We start from the raw sequence: 18,935 nt of genomic DNA, 5'->3' as shown, positions 1-18,935 counted from the left end.
GTATTGTATAAATTAAAGAATATACAAAAGAGGGTGCAGTGAAAATGGAAGGTAAGTCCTTTGAAGAAGCCCCGCTGAGGTTCGGAACAAACTTAGGTATGGTTCTGGAACTTTACGATATGTATCAAGATGATCCGAACAGTGTCTCAGAAGAAATGCAGACATTGTTCAGGGAACTTAATGCAGGCGGTGGCGGACTGACAAAAGATAATCAACAAAGTGTGAAAGGGATGCTTAGATTACTCGATGATATTCGGCTGTTTGGTCATTTAAAAGCTGATATTTATCCGGTCTATCGTCCTAAATTTGAAAATGTCCCAAATTTTGATGCAGCAGAATACGGTATTTCAACAGAAGAGCTTAAGAAACTCCCTGCATCTCTAGTCAGTCCACATTTAGGTGGTCTTTATGATAATGCGAATGATGCAGTGACACATCTGTATGAAGTGTACACTGGTCCAATTGCATACCAATATATGCATATTAATGATACTAAGGAACGCCAATGGCTGAAAGAGACGATTGAGAACCAACCTAAGATTGACTACAGCAAAGATGAAAAAATTGAATTGTTTAAAATGCTTTCAAAAGTTCAGGGGTTTGAAAAGTATCTCCACAAAAACTTCGTCGGTGCCAAACGATTTTCAATCGAAGGTGTGGACACAATGGTCCCAATGCTGGATCATTTACTCACATTAATGGCAGACGAAAATATCCCTAATCTCCAAATTGGTATGGCTCACCGCGGCCGCTTGAATGTACTCACTCATGTGCTTCAAAAACCATACGAAATGATGATTAGCGAATTTATGCACACCGACCCGATGAAATTCATTCCGGATGACGGTTCACTTGAGCTTTCAAACGGATGGACCGGCGATGTTAAATATCATCTCGGCGGTGCTAAAACAAGAAGTGATAAAGGCATTGAACAGAGAATCAGCCTCGCCAACAATCCGAGCCACCTGGAAGTTGTTGCACCGATAGTTGTCGGTAAAACACGTGCGCAGCAGGAAAGTGTGGATAAGAGTGGTGCACCGGACCTTGATTTCAACAAATCCATTGCCGCCATTATTCACGGAGACGCAGCATTCCCGGGTCAGGGTGTTGTATTTGAAACAATGAATCTGGGTAAACTGAACGGTTACAAAGTCGGCGGATCAATTCATATTATCTCAAATAACCGAATCGGTTTTACAACTGAAGAACGAGATTCACGCTCTACTGAATATGCATCAGATGCTGCACTCGGCTTTAATCTGCCGGTCCTTCATGTAAATGCGGATAAACCAGAGCATGTATTAAGATCAATTGAAATTGCTCTGAAGTACCGTCAGGAATACAACAAGGATATTGTCATTGACCTGATTGGCTACCGCAGATACGGGCATAATGAGATGGATGAACCATCCACAACCAATCCGATGCTCTATAAAGAAGTTAAGAGCCATAACACGATTGACGAGTTGTACGGTGATCAGCTTGTATCGGAAAATGTCATTACAGAAGATGAAAAGAATCGTATTATTGACAGTGTTGCTGAAGAAATGCGTGCAGCACATGACAAAATTGATAAAAATGATACTGCTGTTAAAGATGATATTAAAGCAACTGAGATTGTACTGGAAGGTCAGAAGAACGAGACGGACAGTGAAATCACTGTCGAACGACTTAAAGAAATCAACGACGCACTTTTTGATTATCCTGAAGGTTTTACAGTGTTTAAAAAACTTGCACAGGTACTTGAGAGACGTAAAAAACCATTTGAAAAAGATGATAATCTTATTGACTGGGCACATGCCGAGACACTCGCCTTTGCAACAATTAATCAGGACGGCACACCGGTCAGATTATCCGGAGAAGATTCCGAACGCGGTACTTTTGCCCATCGTCATGCTGTGTTAAATGATTCCGAAAATGGGGAACGGTATGTTCCACTTCACGGCGTACCTGATTCTAAAGCAACATTTGATGTCCATAATTCGCCGTTATCCGAAGCAGCAGTAGTTGGATTTGATTACGGTTACAATGTTGAAAATAAAAAATCCTTAACTATATGGGAAGCTCAGTACGGAGATTTCGCAAACATGGCCCAGGTTTACTTCGATAACTTCATGTTCTCAAGTAATGCCAAATGGGGAGAAACTTCCGGTCTGTCTCTATTCCTGCCGCACTCTCAGGAAGGACAGGGTCCTGAGCATTCAAGTGCAAGACTCGAACGCTTTTTACAGCTTGCCGCTGAAAATAATATGACTGTTGCCAACTTAACAAGCACAGCAAATTATTTCTATCTGCTGCGCAGACAGGCAAAGTATCTGGATACAGATAAGATGAGACCGCTGGTTGTAATGTCACCAAAGAGTCTTCTCAGAAATGCAACTGTCAGCGACCCGCTTGACGTATTTGTTAATAATCGTTTCAGAGAGATTATTTATGCAGATTATAAAAAAACTAAAGTTAAAAAAGTATTAATTGCCAGCGGTAAAGTTGCAGTGGATTTAATGCAGTATGAAAAAGACCATCCTTCGGATGAGCGCTTAATTATCAGACTGGAACAGCTTTATCCGTTTCCTCAGGAAGAAATTAATGAATTACTCAAAGGTTTACGAAACTTAGAAGAAGTCGGCTTTGTTCAGGAAGAACCTAAAAATATGGGTGCCTATCAGTTTGCAATGCCGTATTTATGGGATGCAGTTCCCGACCGGGCTGAAGTCAAATATTACGGACGTAAACCAAGTGCATCACCTGCTGAAGGTGACGGCGAATCATATAAACGTATTCAACGAAAAATCATAGAAAAAGCAATGAATGTCTAGGAGGAAAATAATTAATGGCTGAAGTTAAAGTACCCGAGCTTGCCGAATCAATTACTGAAGGAACAATTGCCGAATGGTTAAAACAACCCGGTGATTATGTAGAAAAAGGCGAAAATATTTTAGAACTTGAGACTGATAAAGTAAATGTTGAAGTAATCAGTGAAGAAAGTGGTACAATCACAGAATTAAAAGCAGAAGAAGGCGATACTGTTGAAGTTGGACAGGTAATTGCCGTTGTTGAAGAGGGTGGTTCTGCAAGTGAATCGAAAGAATCCTCTCAATCTTCCAAAGAAAATAATGATCAAAAAGAAGAGAAAAAAGAAGAACCCTCAGCAAGCGAAAGTTCTGATTCTAAAGAAACTGAAGAAGATGCTTCCAATGATGACCGTATTGTTGCAACGCCATCTGCAAGACGTCTTGCAAGAGAAAAAGGCTTAGACCTTTCTGACATTAACGCAAGTGATCCACGTGGTCTTGTCAGAAGCCAGGATGTTTCAAATCATAACAACAAACCTGCAGAAAAACAGGAACCAAAAAAAGAAACACCTAAAACACCTGATTCACCTGATAAGCCGGTACTTCGTGAAAAAATGCCGAGACGTCGTAAAACCATTGCAAAAAAACTGCATGAAGTGACTCAAAACACTGCAATGCTGACAACTTTTAATGAAATTGATATGACAAATGTGATGGAACTTAGAAAGCGTAAAAAAGATCAGTTCCAGGAACGTAATGACGGAACGAGACTCGGATTCATGTCATTCTTTACAAAAGCTTCTGTTGCTGCCTTAAGAAAATATCCTGCAGTTAACGCAGAAATAGACGGCGATGATATGATATACAAACAGTTCTATGATATTGGAATTGCTGTATCCACAGAAGACGGTCTTTTAGTACCGATTGTGCGTAATGCAGACCGCAAAACATTTGCAAATATTGAATCTGATATTGCCGGACTTGCGAAAAAAGCACAGGATAAAAAATTAGGCCTTGATGATATGACAGGCGGTTCATTTACAATTACAAACGGCGGTGTATTCGGATCCTTAATGTCTACACCGATTATCAATGGCACTCAGGCGGCAATCCTCGGTATGCACACTATTCAAAAACGTCCGGTTGCAATGCCTGACGGTTCAATAGAAGTACGTCCGATGATGTATGTCGCACTCAGCTATGACCATAGAATCATTGATGGAAAAGAGTCTGTAGGCTTCCTGAAAACAATTAAAGATTTAATCGAAAATCCTGAAGATTTACTTCTTGAAGGATAATAATTAAATCAAAAACGAGGTACCCTCGCGGTACCTTGTTTTTATATGTTAAAATAAATGACACTATAATGAATTGGAGAGATTTGATGTTACATGAAACCTGGCAGAATAATGATATTAAAAAAGTAAAGGTTGCTCATACCAATGCTGCAAAATATAAAGTTTCCGACATGCTGACAGCAGGCAGTATCTATACTGTAGTTAATGAGACCGAAGAATATATTTTTGTCATTGATAATTCCGGTAAAGTCGGCGGTTACTATAAAACTTACTTCGAAGAAGTGAAATAAATGATGAACTTTTTATTTTCCCATAATGATCAGACCATCAGAGAAGATGCCATAAATATATTGAATTTAAAGAAGAACCTTCTGTTGAAAGGTCCTACCGGATCCGGTAAAACCCGCCTTGCAGAAGATTTGTCCAATACTCTGAACCGTAAAATATACAGTATTAACTGTTCCGTGGATGTAGATATTGAATCCCTGCTCGGTTTTAAAACAATCGAATATATTGACGGTAAACAGGAAATTAAGTTTATTGACGGCCCGGTCGTGCAGGCAATGAAAAAGGGCGGTATGCTCTATATTGATGAGATAAATATGGCGAAACCCGAAGTGCTGCCTGTACTGAATGCCGTTCTTGATTACAGACGCCGGATGACCAATCCTCTTACAGGTGAGGAGATTACTGCAGATGATGGTTTCCTTGCTGTAGCTGCAATTAATGTGGGCTATGTAGGTACAATGCCGATGAATGAAGCTCTTTTGAATAGATTTAATGTCATAGAAATAGACTATGTTTCAAAAGAAGCACTTACTGAAATTCTGAAAGAACAGAGTATACAAAATGATATAAACATCCTCAAACAGCTTTCTGACTTTCATGAGGATCTGGTGACAATGACTAAACAAGGGCAGATATCAAAGGAACCGTCCAGTGTCAGAAGTTTACTGGATTTTGCAGATTTAAGTACTGAAATGCCGATGGACAGAGCGGTGAGGCGGACAATTGTTGACAAGCTTGATAATGATCAGGAAAAGAAAGCTATTTTAAACGCAGTGAAACTGCATTTTGGACAGTGATAAATAATGACTTATTCATTTATAAAATTTAATGATGAAATTGTTGATTCCAGAATAATGATGGAGCTTACAGATTTAGCACGCCTGTTGTTTAAGGACAAAAATGTGACTGTTTCTGTACGTAAGTTCAGTTATTATCATCCTTCAGAAAATATTATGAACTTGAGTATGTTTTGGAAACACAGGCATGATATTAGTGAAATTGACGGCTTCAAACATGATATTTATACACGTTTTGCACAGAAATTTATACTTGATTATGCGAAATATGAACAGATGAGAGATGTCCCTGTATTACTTGAGCAGATTTTTCTGTCATTGGAATATTACCGGACACGGCGTTATGCATTTTCAGTGAGGCCACTTATTAAAGCGCTCGTTTCAAAAGGAGACAATATTCTGCTGAAGTCTTTCAATAAGCCGGCAAAAAATGATGCTGATTTGCTGGTCAGACAATTGAATACTGCTGTTATTAACAACACCTCGACTCTATCTTTTGCTGGTCAGACATTTAATATTATTTGTAACAGTACAGATGAAAGTATCGCTGCTGCTAAAAGTATTTTCAATGCATTGACGCATCTTCATTCACTCCCTGCCTATCAGCATCATGAAATGCCTTTTAACGAAATTGCAGAGTATATTGCAGAGACACCATTCAGAAAAGACAGCAGTTCACTTGAATCGGGTAGTGAAGATGACAGTGAACCATACCGTAACATTGATACAAAAACTGACCGTGATGCAGATGACGCCAGTCTCCTGGGTGAAGCAGGGGACAATAACAGTCAGAAAAGCCGGCATAATACAGATAACCGCTATGATGATGATGTCTCAGATTTTACTGAACAATTTGGCAGTAATGCGGGGACTAATCAGATCAGTGATGAACATTCCACTAATCAATTTGCTACTTTGGAAGAGATTGCCCCGAAGATTCGTCTGAAAAATTACAGTAAGTACCGTGAACTGTTTGATAAGTATAATGACACAACCAATAGAATTGTCGGAGAAATGAACCAGGTATTGAATTTTAAGCAGAATGAAGTGCATAAGAACCGGGTCTCCGGAAGACTTTTAAAAAATCCAACATCACAAATCATTAATGATTCTCATAAGTTATTTTACAAAAAAGATGCAGTGTCAAAAGAATTTGATGCTGTATTTACTTTGGTACTCGATCAGTCGTTTTCAATGACTGACTATATTGAGGATGCTGTTGAAGGAATCATCATTTTTAATAACATTCTCAAGTCATTAAAAATTGAACACAGAATTATTTCCTATCATGAAGATTCTTTTGAGGTAATGGACAAGGAATATCCAAACAAAATATACACACACATGGACTTCAGCCGTTCATTATACTATTATCCGATTTCCCTTCTTGATATTGAGGCTTCGGGCGACAACAGGGACGGCTATATACTAGCCCACGAGATCCCGCTTCTTGATTCACTGGATTACAGTGATAAATTCATCATTATGTTTTCAGACGGCCTGCCGAGTGCAGAAAATTATAATCAATCCGGAGTTACTGATACTCATGAAGCCGTGAATCATGCGGTTCGTAAAGGTATTAACATTATTAATATCTTTATTGCAGAAGAAAGTGATGAAGCAACTGTATCCGCTATAAAAAATATATACGGTACAAACACTTTAATCGTCAAAAAGGCAGAGGAGATTCCGCTGGTTCTTCCGAATTTACTAAACAGGATTCTAAAATCACTGATTATGTAATATTCTAATTAAAAATATCTGACTATTAAAAATCTTATGGACTTTATGTATGTTATATTGTAGTATATAATATACATTTTAAAATTAGAAGGAGTAAATATATGCGCACTAAACACGTTTTTGCCGTTGGATTTATGCTTTTTGCTATGTTCTTCGGTGCCGGAAACTTAATATTTCCGCCTGGTCTTGGATATAACAGTGGAGAATTCTTTTTATTAGCAATTATCGGCTTTGTATTAACAGGAGTCGGGCTTCCACTTATTGGTGTCATCGCAGCTTCCATCTCCAAAGAAGGGTACAGAGAGTCTCTTAAAGCAGTTCATCCCGTATTTTCAGTTGTACTGCTTGTTGCTATTTATCTGACTATCGGTCCGTTTTTTGCAATTCCAAGAACTGCTACGACAGCATATGAAATGGGAGTTGTCCCATTTCTCAATCAACCTGACAGCTGGGCACCTTTATTAATTTTCACAATAGTATATTTCCTAATCATATTCGCATTAAGTTATTCACCGAACTCTCTGGTTGATACTATCGGTAAGTTCTTAACACCGGCACTATTAATTACAATGCTGCTGTTAATCATTACTGCGGTCTTAGCCTACATTAATAATCCTATAAATCCGACAGATGCGGCATTTACAGAATCATCAGCGTTTACTATCGGTTTCACTGAAGGATATTTAACTATGGATGCAATTGCTGCCATTGCCTTCTCAATGCTTGTATTAAATTCTATAAGAGGATTGGGTATCACAAGCCGTAAAGAATTACTTTTCGGTACAATTAAGTCAGCGAGTCTTGCAGCAGTACTGCTTGCCGCAATCTATATTGCACTTGGGTGGCTTGGAACAAGAGTAGATCTCGGCGGTGCCGAAGTAGGGGACCAAAATCTTGGTACATTCATACTTACATTCATCGCAGACGACACTTACGGCACATTCGGAGCTGTATTACTTGGAATCATTGTTCTATTGGCATGTATGACGACTGCTGCCGGTCTTGTTGTTTCAGTCAGCCAGTATTTCAACAGTATCCTGCCTAAAATTCCTTACAGAGTATTTGTTGTGATATTCACACTCATTTCATTAGGCCTTGCCAACCAGGGATTAAATACCGTTATTGAAACAAGTGTACCTGTGTTATCAATACTTTATCCTATAGCAATGACATCTGTGTTCCTGTTAATCATCACGTACTTCATACCTTCACCGAGACTCAGCATGCAGCTGCCGGTGATATTAGTTATAATCGTGAGTATTCTTGCAGTGCTTCATAGAAATGAATGGATGAATCTCTCATTTATTGAATTCCTTCCGCTGTTTTCAAATCAGTTTGAATGGATACCGCTTCTTATCATTGGATATATAGCAGGATATATCATTGCAGCCGGAAAAGAAAAAGTAAAATACACGTAATAAACAAAAAAGTGATGTCTTAACGACATCACTTTTTTTATAAGTTTCTTTCTTCTTTAATTTGTAATAACCTCTTCTTCAAATCTTCTTCCATTTCCACAAGTTCTTTCTCTGCGGACTTACGCTTTTCAGAACCTTCTTCCTGGATACGGAGTGTCTCCTCAATAGTTGTCACCAGGTTCTCCTGGGTCGTTTTCAGTGTTTCAATATCAACAATGCCGCGTTCATTCTCTGCTGCTGTACGCACTGAATTCTGCTTCAACATCTCAGAGTTTTTAGTTAAGAGTTCATTGGTCGTATTTGTAACCTGCTGCTGTGCTTTTGATGCAGATTCCTGACGGAGAAGGGTGAGTGCAATGGCCATCTGATTCTTCCACAGCGGAATACTCGTCAAAATTGAGCTTTGAATTTTCTCAGCCAGGGTCTGATTAATATTTTGAATCATACGAATCTGCGGTGCCGACTGCAGTGTAATTTGTCTTGAAAGCTTCAAATCATGGATTCTTTTTTCAAGACGGTTCAAATACTGCATCATATCATTAACATCCTGAACCTGCATTTGATTATTCGACTGATCTGCCTGCTTTCTTAATTCAGGAAGAACCTCCTGGGTAATCTCTTCTTTTTTCAATTCAGCTGCTGCGATATAAACATTCAGTGCATCAAAATAATCTTTATTCTGCTCATATAGATTATCGAGAAGATGGACATCCTTAACCAGAACTTCTTTGGCATGGTCCAGCTGTATACTGATTCTATCCACCTGGGATGCGACACTCTGATGTTTTGAAATCAATTCGTTAACTGACTTTGACACGCGTTTGAAAATCCTGTTAAATACATTCTTTTTTCCTTTAGTTAACTCATCAGGATCAATCATCTTCAGTTTTTTCATCAAATCTTCCAGAGTATCTCCAATAGGGCCGACATCTTTAGACTGTACCTCTTCAAGCATCTGGTGGGAGAACTTTGAAAGTGCCTGCTGGGCATTAGAGCCGTACACGATTAATGCATCGTTATCAAGTGGTTCAATTTTATCTTTGATTTCTGTGATTGTCTTCAAATCTTCAGGAGAGAAGTGCTCCTTATATGTCGTTAAAACACTTTCTTTCTGCTCTTTCTGTTCAGGAAGAGGTTGTAGCTCCTGAGTATTCTCCGTATCCCCAAAAGGATCTTTTAATAATTCATTCTTCAAGTTATTCTCTTCTGTCATTTTCTTCACCTCGGTATGCATTTACAGTTTCTTTCTCTGTTTCTTTTTTCTTTAGATTAACCTGTTGTTTATGAAGCTTGTTTTCAAGCCTGTATTTACGTTCAGACCTCTTGTTATTAATGCTGATAATGTCACGTTCAACATCAAGAGACTGGTAATTGGTTTTGTTCATGGCTGAAAGATTGGCTTCTATCGTACGTTTAAGTTCCAGTAATGAAAGCCTTGTTTCATGGAGTCTTATCTTCTCATCTTTAGATTTACCGGGCATTTTATAAAGAAATAAATACTGTTCAATTGTATTTACCGCCGAATCTAAATTGGAATGAAAAAACTGCTGAATTCCAAAAAATTTCTTCGGATCGTCTTCAACTGTTTTTAATACGGTACGTATTAAACGATTAATATCATAAATCAATTTTGCATCTTTTAAACTCCGTATACTCGAATAGCTTTTTCTGAGTCTGCTGAGCTTCTCGCGTGCGTCCCGAAGCTGAGTATTAATATATTTATACTCGCTTTTTGTGAGTCCGTACTCCTGAAGCTGCCGGTTCATACTGACAGACTGGGTAGGGAGGTATGCAGCAAAAAACGCACCGGCACCAATCAGCATATCATAGATAAGATGAATATCGAATGCGATCATTGAGATAGCACCTGATATAACAGCAACCGGAACAGACACAAGTGATGCTGTCCAATGTGATATATTAAATTTCATAAATAAACACCTGCGCTAAACTAATTTGTATAAAACTTCTTGTATGACTCATCAACCGAAACTTCTTTTACTGAGTAATCATCTACTCTTGAGGACGGTGATGCACCCTGGATGACTTTATTGACAAACTGATTCAGTTTTTCATCTTCTCCTACACCGAGAATCTCTACATAATCCTGAACATTTTTGGCATATCCTTTTATATCAAGATCATCTGCAATCATTTTAGTGGAAAAACGAAAACCAACTGCCTGGACTTTACCAGTTACAATCACTAATTTTGCCTTCATAATAAACACCTCTTACTTATAATTATAGGAGTTTCTTCTTGATATTGCGAATTATTCGCGTTTATAATGTGTAAGTGATATCACTTTACAGAATAGAGGTTTTTAATATGTATCAAGTTGCCGTTATTAAAGCAGATTATGAAGGCTGGTGGCTTTTTGATGGATGGCAGAATGATATAGATAAATCTTATGAATTCTCTACGAAAGAATCTATGATAACATTTTACCACGAACTGTTGAAAGACATGAAAAATAAATTTCACAGTAATATTGAAGGAAAGTATGGAATGACTGCATTTTACAATGTATGTGACATGGAATACTGCGAAGAGTGTGAAGAATCTCTCCAGATTTTTTACACACCTGTAATGTTAAAAAACAACGAAATATTGAAATCATAAAATACTGATAAATCCCATATAGGCATTGCAAAGTCCCGTCCTCTCTAGTATACTAGGAACTATCAACAAGCATTTGTTACAGTACGAGAAAGACTAGTTATTCTATTTTTTCGAGACTATAACGAATTGTGTGTTGTTGAATATAGTCTTTGGAGGAACATTTAATGAAACAAGGTACAGTAAAATGGTTTAATGCAGAAAAAGGTTTTGGTTTCATCGAGATCGAAGGAGAAAACGACGTATTCGTTCATTTCTCAGCGATCAATCAAGAAGGTTACAAATCTCTTGAAGAAGGTCAATCAGTAGAATTTGAAGTAGTTGAAGGCGACCGCGGTCCACAGGCTGCTAACGTTGTTAAACTATAATATAAATTAATTTAACAAAACAATTAAATTGTAATGAATTGATTTGTATCACTGAGGAGAGATGCGGTTAGTTAAACTAACCGCATCTCTCTTTATTAATATCCACAATACTGTGAGAGAATACCTATTCAATCACCTGTGTCTGGAAACAGCGTTCCATATGTTCAATCATTAAATCCCCGTTATTTGTAAAAGTCGCCGCGCCACGCCTGTGAATCACTGTGTTGAATCCCTCCGCATCCGCACCGGCAACCGTCAGGAAATCACAAATATCTGTAGTCACACCGGCAATATGGACTGTATCAACGTTTTCATTTCTAAGTTTTTCAGCGAGGTCTGTATTAAAGAATGCATTGTAATTCTGTTTCGGTTGATATAAAACTTTGTTATTATCCAGATTATTTTTATGCCATTCATATAGCTCACCGTACAACTCCTGTCCTTTTGTACCGATAATATTATGCGGCGGCCAAGTATTGAAGTGCTTATCGTCCTTTATATGTGCATCCATCGCAATCACCACGATATTCCCTTTATTTAAAAAAGTATCGGCTAAATTCCTGATATAACCAACTATTTCCTGTGCAGGCTTTCCGACAGTCAACGTGCCTTCATCCGCCACAAAATCATTACTCATATCTACAATAATTAAAGCTTCCTTCACTCTTGTCATCCCCTTTTATTATTAAACTGATTACATTATACACTCTTAATTGAACAACAATCAAAAAATCCTTTTAACTAAAAGCTAAAAGGATTTATATTATCATATTCTTCTGTATTCTTTTTATAATATATCATTTTGAATCAACTGCTCCAGAGACTGCCGCTTCACAACTTCTTTTATGCCTTCTTCATTGATAAATACCACTGCCGGTTTCAACATCTGATTATAATTTGAAGCCATTGAATAGTGGTAGGCTCCTGTTGATTTGACAACCAGTAAATCTCCGCGTTTAATATTTTTCGGCAGTACTTTATTTTTACCGATAATATCTCCGGATTCACAGAGTTTACCGACAACATGAACTTCCTGATTTTCATCATCCGTCAATTCTGCCGGCAGAATTTCATATTCTGCGCCGTACAGCGGTGTTCTGATATGATCACTCATACCGCCGTCTACAGATACATACTTACTCACGCCGGGTATTGTTTTAATTGTCCCCACTTTATAAACCGTCACAGCCGCTTCTGCTGTAATTGAACGTCCCGGTTCAATCATGACATGAGGCACAGGCCGTTCGTATTGCTCACATAACTGTTTCAGTTTATCAATTATGACATCGAAACCTTCTTCAATAGGGAAGGGGATGTCCTCTTCAGTATAAACGATACCGTATCCGCCGCCCATATTCAAAATGTCTATTTCTATTTCATGCGCATCCAGCCAGTCAAATACCCGGATCAATGCATTAACAAACGGTGCATAGACAGACAGCTGGGAACCTAGATGATAATGAAGACCTTTAAAGTTTAGATGTCTGCTGTCATTAATTGTTTTCACTGCCTTAAGTGCATCTCCGGTAATTAAGGACAATCCGAATTTACTGTCTTCCTGACCAGTGGATATAAATTCATGCGTATCCACATCAATGCCTGGATTAATCCGTATTAAAACATCGACCGTTTCAGAAGCAAGACTGTCAATCAGCCCGATTTCATCTACAGAATCAATTACAAAGAATTTTACCCCGTGATTTAACGCATAACTGATTTCTTCCGGTGTTTTATTATTACCGTGAAAATGAATATCTTCCGGCTCAAATCCGGCCTTTAACGCAGTGTATAATTCACCGATAGAAACGACGTCCAGTTCCATATTTTCTTCTTCGAGAATCTGAATCATCCCGAGGGTGGAGAATGCTTTTGAAGCATAGGAAACAGAGTAAGGGATATCTTTTAATGAAAGTACATTATGAAATCTTCTCATCTGATGACGCATATAAGCTTCATCATATACAATAAGCGGTGTTCCGAATTCCTCTGCAACTGCCGTAATATCCTGTCCGGCAAACTGCAGCCGGTTATTTAAATATTCTAGTGACATTAATATACCTCCTGTTTTAATGTTTGAAAATTAAGAGCTCCGAGCTGTTCAGATACTGCACCGATTCCGCGGTTTCTAAAATCATCCACACGGAGATTTTTATTATAAATATATACTGTATCTGCTGTTGACACGCAATCATCAACTTCAACCAGCATATGACTCATCATTAACGCCCGAATTGGATACATCTTCCCGTTTATCTCACATTCATATGATGCACGTGAACGCATGATACCATCTCCATAGCCAATGTCAACAACCGCAGCCTTCGTATCCTTCTTTGCCACAAATGCTGCACTGTAGCCGCAAGGCATACCTTTAGAAAGGGGTCTGATCTGTATCACCGGGGCAGAAAGAGAAATTGACTGATTATAAGTACCGGGGGCCTCCTCATACGGCGTACCGCCGTATAATCCGACCCCGAGTCTTAAATGGGTGTGCCCGTCGAACAATCCGTCTCTGACAAAACTCGCTGTATTCTGTGCATGAATTACAGGAATTCTGATATCACGTTTCTGAAATGTTTCTACAATAGAGAGCCATCCTTCACGTTCTTCTTCATAAACACCGTCAAACTCATCTGCATATCCAAAATGAGTCCATAAACCGGTAAGATTGAAGCGCTCAGTTTCATCCAGTTTCTTTTCATGATGGAGTACTTCAAGCATTTCTTCAGCACTGTTGAAACCGGAACGGTTAAACAGGCCGGCGTATTCCAGGTGTACATTAATCCCGTTTAAACTCTGTTGATATTTTTTATAATACTCTAAGGAGGGGAGGGTGATATCAAGCTGATATTGACGCACCGCATCAAATTCAGCTGTCGGATTCATTAAAAATATGCGTACCTCTTGATTAATTTCCCTGATTTTGACTGCTTCAGCTATATTCGTAGTGCCGAAAGCCTTAATCCCTGCTTCTATAAAACACTTCACACTGAATTCAAGACCGTGATTATAAGCATTATTTTTAACAACCGCAATCGTTGGAATATTTTTGGTTATGTTTTGTGCCTGATTGATAAATTCCTTTTGATTGATACTGAATGTACCACCCATTGTATCCTCTCCTAAAACACTTTTACTATTTCTTCAAAATAATCTGCAACATTCATTAATACATGTTCATCAAAATCAAATCGAGCAGTATGAAGACTGCTGTTGAATCCTTTAGAATCATCTTTTGCACCGACAAATATGAAGTATGAAGGGGCGATTTCTCTGTAGAAACTAAAGTCTTCGCCGAACAAATACGGCTTATCATTTAATACAGACGTTCCGTTGATATTTTTAACCGCCTGATCAACGACTGTTTTTAATTCCGGACTGTTTTTGGTCGCAGGGTATCCTTCATTAAATTTAAGGGCAACATCCACTCCGTATAATAATTGTGCGCTTTGTCTGATTTTATCCATCTGTCTTGTTACAGTATTTAAATCGTCCGCTTCATATGTCCGTATTGTACCTTCAAGATAGGCATTTGAAGCAACAGTATTGATTGCTTCACCGGCATTCATCTGCCCGACATGAACAATATTTCTGTTCAATCCGTCAAGATGATACTGCTGAATCTGGCTCACTTCACGTGCCACATACATCAAGGCTTCCACTGCGGAAACTCCCTTATGCTTTTGTGCCACATGACTTGACTGTCCTGTAATATAAAATCTGTATTCTGTCGCACTCGCCGTGATTTCGTCATCACGGTACAGATAAAGCCCCGTATCCTCATCAGGCATCAGATGAACACCAAACACCGCATCCATCTTCATACTGCCGCCCCAGGCATCTATGAGTTGTTTCGCACCGGCCATCGTCTCTTCGCTCGGCTGGAAAATAAACACACAGTTATGCTTGAGTAACCCATTATTTTTTAAATCGTGACATCTCTTAACAAATAAAAGAAGGGCCGCGGTATGACCGTCGTGCCCACATGCATGCATAACACCGTCTGTTAAACTTCGATACTCTGTATCATTTTCTTCATGAATCGGCAGCGCATCTATATCTGCACGGAAACCGATTGTGGTATCACTGTTACCGTCAAGTTCTACGATAACACCAGTATTTAGAGGTGTTGTATATTCTATATTTAAAGAATTCAGAACTTCCTTTATATAACGCGTTGTGTTAAATTCATTCATACTCAGTTCAGGGTGTGCATGCAGATATCTTCTGTGAGTTGTCACAAATTCCAAATCAGTCATTTAAACGGCGTAATGCTGAGACGATTTCACGTTTTGTACTTTCTACTTCACTTGTCTGCTTAATCACCCGTGCAGGTGTACCTGCAACGACTGCTCCTGCCGGAACATCTTCAGTCACAATAGCACCCGCAGCAACAATTGCTCCGGCACCGACACGAACACCTTCTAAAATGACAGCATTGGCACCGATTAAAACATCATCTTCAATGACAACAGGGGAGGCGCTTGGCGGTTCAATCACACCTGCAAGGACAGATCCTGCACCGACATGTACATTTTTCCCTGTCGTTGCACGGCCGCCGAGAGTTGCGTTCATATCAACCATCGTACCTTCACCGACCACAGCACCGATGTTAATCGTAGCTCCCATCATAATCACTGCACCGTCTTCAATGACAGCATGTTCACGGATAAATGCACCTGGTTCAATACGGGCATTAGTGTTTGTCAGATCTTTTAACGGAATTGCAGAATTGCGGCGGTCCTGTTCTACGACAATGTCAGTAAATAAAGATTCATTTTCTTTGTAAAAAACATCCCATTCACTGTAGTCCGCAAAAATTGTTTTAGATTTACTGCATCCGAATACTTTAAAACTCTCCGGGAAAGAAACACCTTCAAATTGTCCATTAGCATAAACTTTTACCGGTGTAACCTTTTCTGCATTTGATATATATTGAATAATCTCTTCAGCTGTAAAATTCTCCATGAATACTTTCTCCTTTAAAATAAGTTGTTATATGTGTAGTAACCGTTATCTTTATTCACAAGTGCTGCTGCTGCTTTAATCGCACCATTTGCGAAAATATCCTTGGACTGTGCCTGATGGCGCAGTTCAATGACTTCGTCCGTACCTGCAAATATGACATCATGCGTACCGACAATCGTACCGCCCCTCATACTGGAAACGCCGATTTCTTCTTTTTTCCGCTGCTGGTTTACATTAGAGCGGTCATATACAGGGTAACTGTCTGTCCGGCGGGCAAGTACTTCATCCAGCAGTTTAACGAGCGTACCGCTCGGAGCATCTACTTTTTTGTTATGATGGCGTTCCGTAATTTCAACATCATAATCATCAAGAAGGGCAAGTGCCGCCTCCAGTATTTTAGTGACAGCATGCACACCGTAGCTCATATTTGCACTGAAAAATACCGGTGCCGTCTCAGCACGTGTCTTTAATATTTCCACAATTTTTTCTTTTTCTCCTGTTGTCGCAACAACAAGCGGTGTTTTAAACTCCTGCTCTATTAATGGAAGCAGAAGTGCGGGGTTGGAAAAATCAACAGCGACATCCGCACCTGCTTCATCAATTGAAGAAAATTCGGGATATGGGGAAGCGCTTCTGCCGATGACACCGACAATTTCATGACCGGCTTCTTCAGCAAGACGGGCAGTAATTTTATTCATTGTTCCATATCCTATGAGCAGAACTTTCATACTCTCACACCCTCCTTGAACTCATGAAATGCATCTTTGATTTTTTTCTGACTTACTTCATCAATCGGAATCAACGGCAGTCTGAGTTCATAGTTTCCAAATCCAAGTTCAGTTGTTAACACTTTAATTGGAATTGGATTCACATCCATCTGTACGGCATCGATTACAGGCATCACTGCATCGAATGCTGCACGGGCAGCTGCATCATTATTTTTAGTGCGGATATATACATCCTGTAATTCTCCGGGAATGACATTCCCTGCGACTGAAATTAACCCTCTGCCTCCGAGTGCAGTAAAATCACATAAGTTATCATCATTACCACTGTAAAGTACGAAATCCTCATCGATGAGATTCAATACTTTAATCGTATAATTTAAATCACCAACCGCATCTTTTAATGCAACAATATTTTCATGCTGACTTAATTCAAATATTGTCTCAGGCTCAATAGTCATTCCAGTACGGGCAGGGACATTATAAAGTATGACCGGGATATTGATACTGTCAGCGATCGCTGTGAAATGAGCGACTAAGCCGCGTTGATTACTCTTATTGTAGTAGGGTGTAATTAACATCACCCCGTCCGCACCAATTTGTTCCGCATATTGTGAAAGCTCAATTGAACGTTTTGTTGAGTTTGTACCTGTACCTGCAACGACCGGTACACGACCCGCTGCAGTTTCAACTGCTGCTGACAGCAGAGATTTAACCTCTTCCGAACTTAAAGTAGGGGATTCACCGGTTGTTCCGTTTACTACCAGACTTTGTACATCATTTTCAATCAAGTATTCAATATGTTCTCTGAATGCGTCATAATCAATTTCATCATTTCTAAACGGCGTTGTCATCGCTACTCCAATACCTTCAAAAATCATACTCATTTTTGTCATCTCCTTATTATTCGTCAATCAATGTCTGTAAAATCTGCACCGTGTTCTGCGCTGCACCTTTCAGTAAGTTATCACTGACACACCATACATGGAATGTATTCGGCAGTGTCGGATCTTTTCTGATTCTGCCGACAAATACTTCAGGTCGCCCTGCAGCATCGAGCGGCATCGGGTATTCATTATTTTCCGGATTATCCATCAAAACGATGTGTGAAAATCCTCTAAATGCATCTCTCACTTCTTCAACAGTTGCTTCTTTATCAAGCGTGACGTTCATTTGGACACTGTGACTGTCCATAACAGGTACACGGACACATGTTGCTGTCACTTCAAGTGCATCATCCTGTAATATTTTTTTCGTTTCATCAATCATTTTCTGTTCTTCTTTTGTATAGCCGTTTTCTAAGAATACATCGATGTGCGGCAGTACATTATTATGAATAGGGTGGGGATAGGTAGTTGGTTCTTCACCTTTCGCGCCATCTTCTAAATCACGTATACCGCCGGAACCGGAACCGGACACTGCCTGATACGTTGCATAATGGACCCGCTTCAAACCGAATTTATCCTGCAGCGGTTTTAATGCAACCACTGACTGGATAGTTGAACAGTTTGGATTTGCAATAATTTTCCGGTCAAGCTTCGGTTCATTAATCTCCGGAACAATTAAATCTATATCTTCATGCATTCTCCACTGACTCGAGTTATCAATTACAATGGCACCGTGTTTTTCGAAAAGCGGGGCATAGTGTTCACTGATTGAGCCGCCCGCACTCATCACTACATAATCAAATCCACCGTCTGTGCTTTCATCAGTAAGTTCCTGAACAACCAATGTTTCTCCGTTTAATTCAATTTCTTTCCCGCTTGAGCGTTTTGATGAAAATAAAACGACCTCATCATATCCGATTCCGTAATTTTCAAGCATCTCAAGCATCTTGTTTCCTACAACACCTGTTGCACCGACGACTGCTAATTTTGTCATATTCAATTCCTCCTAATGTCATACAATCAAATGGTATA

19 protein-coding genes are annotated in these 18,935 nt (G+C 39.2%); 8 read left to right on the top strand and 11 right to left on the bottom strand.

Annotated elements, in window-relative coordinates:
* Positions 1-44: 44 nt before the first annotated feature.
* The 6 genes from ACFSX4_RS02405 (at position 45) to brnQ (ending at position 8,336) form a co-directional block, all read left to right on the top strand.
* Entirely contained in the window at positions 45-2,816 is a 2,772-nt protein-coding gene (locus ACFSX4_RS02405; protein WP_377771187.1) for a 2-oxoglutarate dehydrogenase E1 component, read from the top strand.
* A gap of 14 nt (positions 2,817-2,830) precedes the next feature.
* Positions 2,831-4,090: a 2-oxoglutarate dehydrogenase complex dihydrolipoyllysine-residue succinyltransferase gene (odhB, locus tag ACFSX4_RS02400; protein WP_377771185.1), complete on the top strand. Its 1,260-nt coding sequence runs from the start codon at positions 2,831-2,833 to the stop codon at positions 4,088-4,090.
* 86 nt (positions 4,091-4,176) lie between these two features.
* Positions 4,177-4,380: a DUF6501 family protein gene (locus tag ACFSX4_RS02395; protein ID WP_377771183.1), complete on the top strand. Its 204-nt coding sequence runs from the start codon at positions 4,177-4,179 to the stop codon at positions 4,378-4,380.
* Positions 4,381-5,175: an ATP-binding protein gene (locus tag ACFSX4_RS02390; RefSeq protein WP_377771181.1), complete on the top strand. Its 795-nt coding sequence runs from the start codon at positions 4,381-4,383 to the stop codon at positions 5,173-5,175.
* Positions 5,176-5,181: 6 nt separating this feature from the next.
* A complete protein-coding gene (locus ACFSX4_RS02385; RefSeq protein WP_377771179.1) occupies positions 5,182-6,918 on the top strand; it encodes a hypothetical protein in 1,737 nt (578 codons plus the stop codon).
* Between the two features lie 101 nt (positions 6,919-7,019).
* Positions 7,020-8,336: a branched-chain amino acid transport system II carrier protein gene (gene brnQ / locus ACFSX4_RS02380; RefSeq protein WP_377771177.1), complete on the top strand. Its 1,317-nt coding sequence runs from the start codon at positions 7,020-7,022 to the stop codon at positions 8,334-8,336.
* A 37-nt stretch (positions 8,337-8,373) separates the two neighbouring features.
* Here the strand turns inward: brnQ and ACFSX4_RS02375 are convergent, their stop codons facing one another.
* The 3 genes from ACFSX4_RS02375 to ACFSX4_RS02365 are packed head-to-tail and all read right to left on the bottom strand — an operon-like array spanning position 8,374 to position 10,557.
* Positions 8,374-9,549, bottom strand: coding sequence for a toxic anion resistance protein (locus ACFSX4_RS02375; RefSeq protein ID WP_377771175.1), 1,176 nt, complete (start codon positions 9,547-9,549; stop codon positions 8,374-8,376).
* Entirely contained in the window at positions 9,533-10,267 is a 735-nt protein-coding gene (locus ACFSX4_RS02370; RefSeq protein WP_377771173.1) for a 5-bromo-4-chloroindolyl phosphate hydrolysis family protein, read from the bottom strand. The genes ACFSX4_RS02375 and ACFSX4_RS02370 overlap by 17 nt, the downstream gene beginning before the upstream one ends.
* A gap of 20 nt (positions 10,268-10,287) precedes the next feature.
* The gene (locus ACFSX4_RS02365) at positions 10,288-10,557 is read right to left on the bottom strand and encodes an acylphosphatase (protein ID WP_377771171.1); all 270 of its coding nucleotides are present in this window, start codon (positions 10,555-10,557) and stop codon (positions 10,288-10,290) included.
* 107 nt (positions 10,558-10,664) lie between these two features.
* Here ACFSX4_RS02365 and ACFSX4_RS02360 point away from each other — a divergent pair, with 107 nt between their 5' ends.
* Positions 10,665-10,958 (top strand): DUF1033 family protein, encoded by a 294-nt coding sequence (locus ACFSX4_RS02360; RefSeq protein WP_377771169.1) that lies wholly within the window; start codon positions 10,665-10,667, stop codon positions 10,956-10,958.
* A 164-nt stretch (positions 10,959-11,122) separates the two neighbouring features.
* The gene (gene cspA, locus ACFSX4_RS02355) at positions 11,123-11,323 is read left to right on the top strand and encodes a cold shock protein CspA (RefSeq protein WP_017548994.1); all 201 of its coding nucleotides are present in this window, start codon (positions 11,123-11,125) and stop codon (positions 11,321-11,323) included.
* 124 nt (positions 11,324-11,447) lie between these two features.
* Here cspA and ACFSX4_RS02350 read toward each other — a convergent pair whose 3' ends face one another.
* From ACFSX4_RS02350 to ACFSX4_RS02315, 8 genes are all read right to left on the bottom strand, one after another.
* A complete protein-coding gene (locus ACFSX4_RS02350; protein ID WP_377771167.1) occupies positions 11,448-11,996 on the bottom strand; it encodes a cysteine hydrolase family protein in 549 nt (182 codons plus the stop codon).
* Positions 11,997-12,110: 114 nt separating this feature from the next.
* Complete coding sequence (lysA, locus tag ACFSX4_RS02345; protein WP_377771165.1) at positions 12,111-13,373, bottom strand: diaminopimelate decarboxylase; 1,263 nt, start codon at positions 13,371-13,373, stop codon at positions 12,111-12,113.
* Positions 13,373-14,434, bottom strand: a complete 1,062-nt coding sequence (locus tag ACFSX4_RS02340) for an alanine racemase (RefSeq protein ID WP_377771163.1) — start codon at positions 14,432-14,434, stop codon at positions 13,373-13,375. Before ACFSX4_RS02340 ends, lysA begins: the two co-directional genes overlap by 1 nt.
* An 11-nt stretch (positions 14,435-14,445) precedes the next feature.
* Positions 14,446-15,582, bottom strand: a complete 1,137-nt coding sequence (locus ACFSX4_RS02335) for a M20 metallopeptidase family protein (RefSeq protein WP_377771161.1) — start codon at positions 15,580-15,582, stop codon at positions 14,446-14,448.
* Positions 15,575-16,291, bottom strand: coding sequence for a 2,3,4,5-tetrahydropyridine-2,6-dicarboxylate N-acetyltransferase (gene dapD / locus ACFSX4_RS02330; RefSeq protein WP_377771159.1), 717 nt, complete (start codon positions 16,289-16,291; stop codon positions 15,575-15,577). The genes ACFSX4_RS02335 and dapD overlap by 8 nt, the downstream gene beginning before the upstream one ends.
* Positions 16,292-16,305: 14 nt before the next feature.
* Positions 16,306-17,019 carry a 4-hydroxy-tetrahydrodipicolinate reductase gene (gene dapB / locus ACFSX4_RS02325; RefSeq protein ID WP_377771157.1) on the bottom strand — a complete coding sequence of 238 codons (714 nt, stop codon included), beginning with the start codon at positions 17,017-17,019 and terminating at the stop codon, positions 16,306-16,308.
* Entirely contained in the window at positions 17,016-17,903 is an 888-nt protein-coding gene (gene dapA / locus ACFSX4_RS02320; protein WP_377771155.1) for a 4-hydroxy-tetrahydrodipicolinate synthase, read from the bottom strand. The genes dapB and dapA overlap by 4 nt, the downstream gene beginning before the upstream one ends.
* A gap of 16 nt (positions 17,904-17,919) precedes the next feature.
* Positions 17,920-18,897: an aspartate-semialdehyde dehydrogenase gene (locus ACFSX4_RS02315; RefSeq protein WP_377771153.1), complete on the bottom strand. Its 978-nt coding sequence runs from the start codon at positions 18,895-18,897 to the stop codon at positions 17,920-17,922.
* Positions 18,898-18,935 lie beyond the last annotated feature (38 nt).

The sequence above is a fragment of the Corticicoccus populi genome, assembly GCF_042686195.1.
GTDB lineage: Bacteria > Bacillota > Bacilli > Staphylococcales > Salinicoccaceae > Corticicoccus > Corticicoccus populi.
The sequence above is the reverse complement of the archived record's forward strand: the minus strand, read 5'-3'. Positions and strand labels throughout refer to the sequence as shown.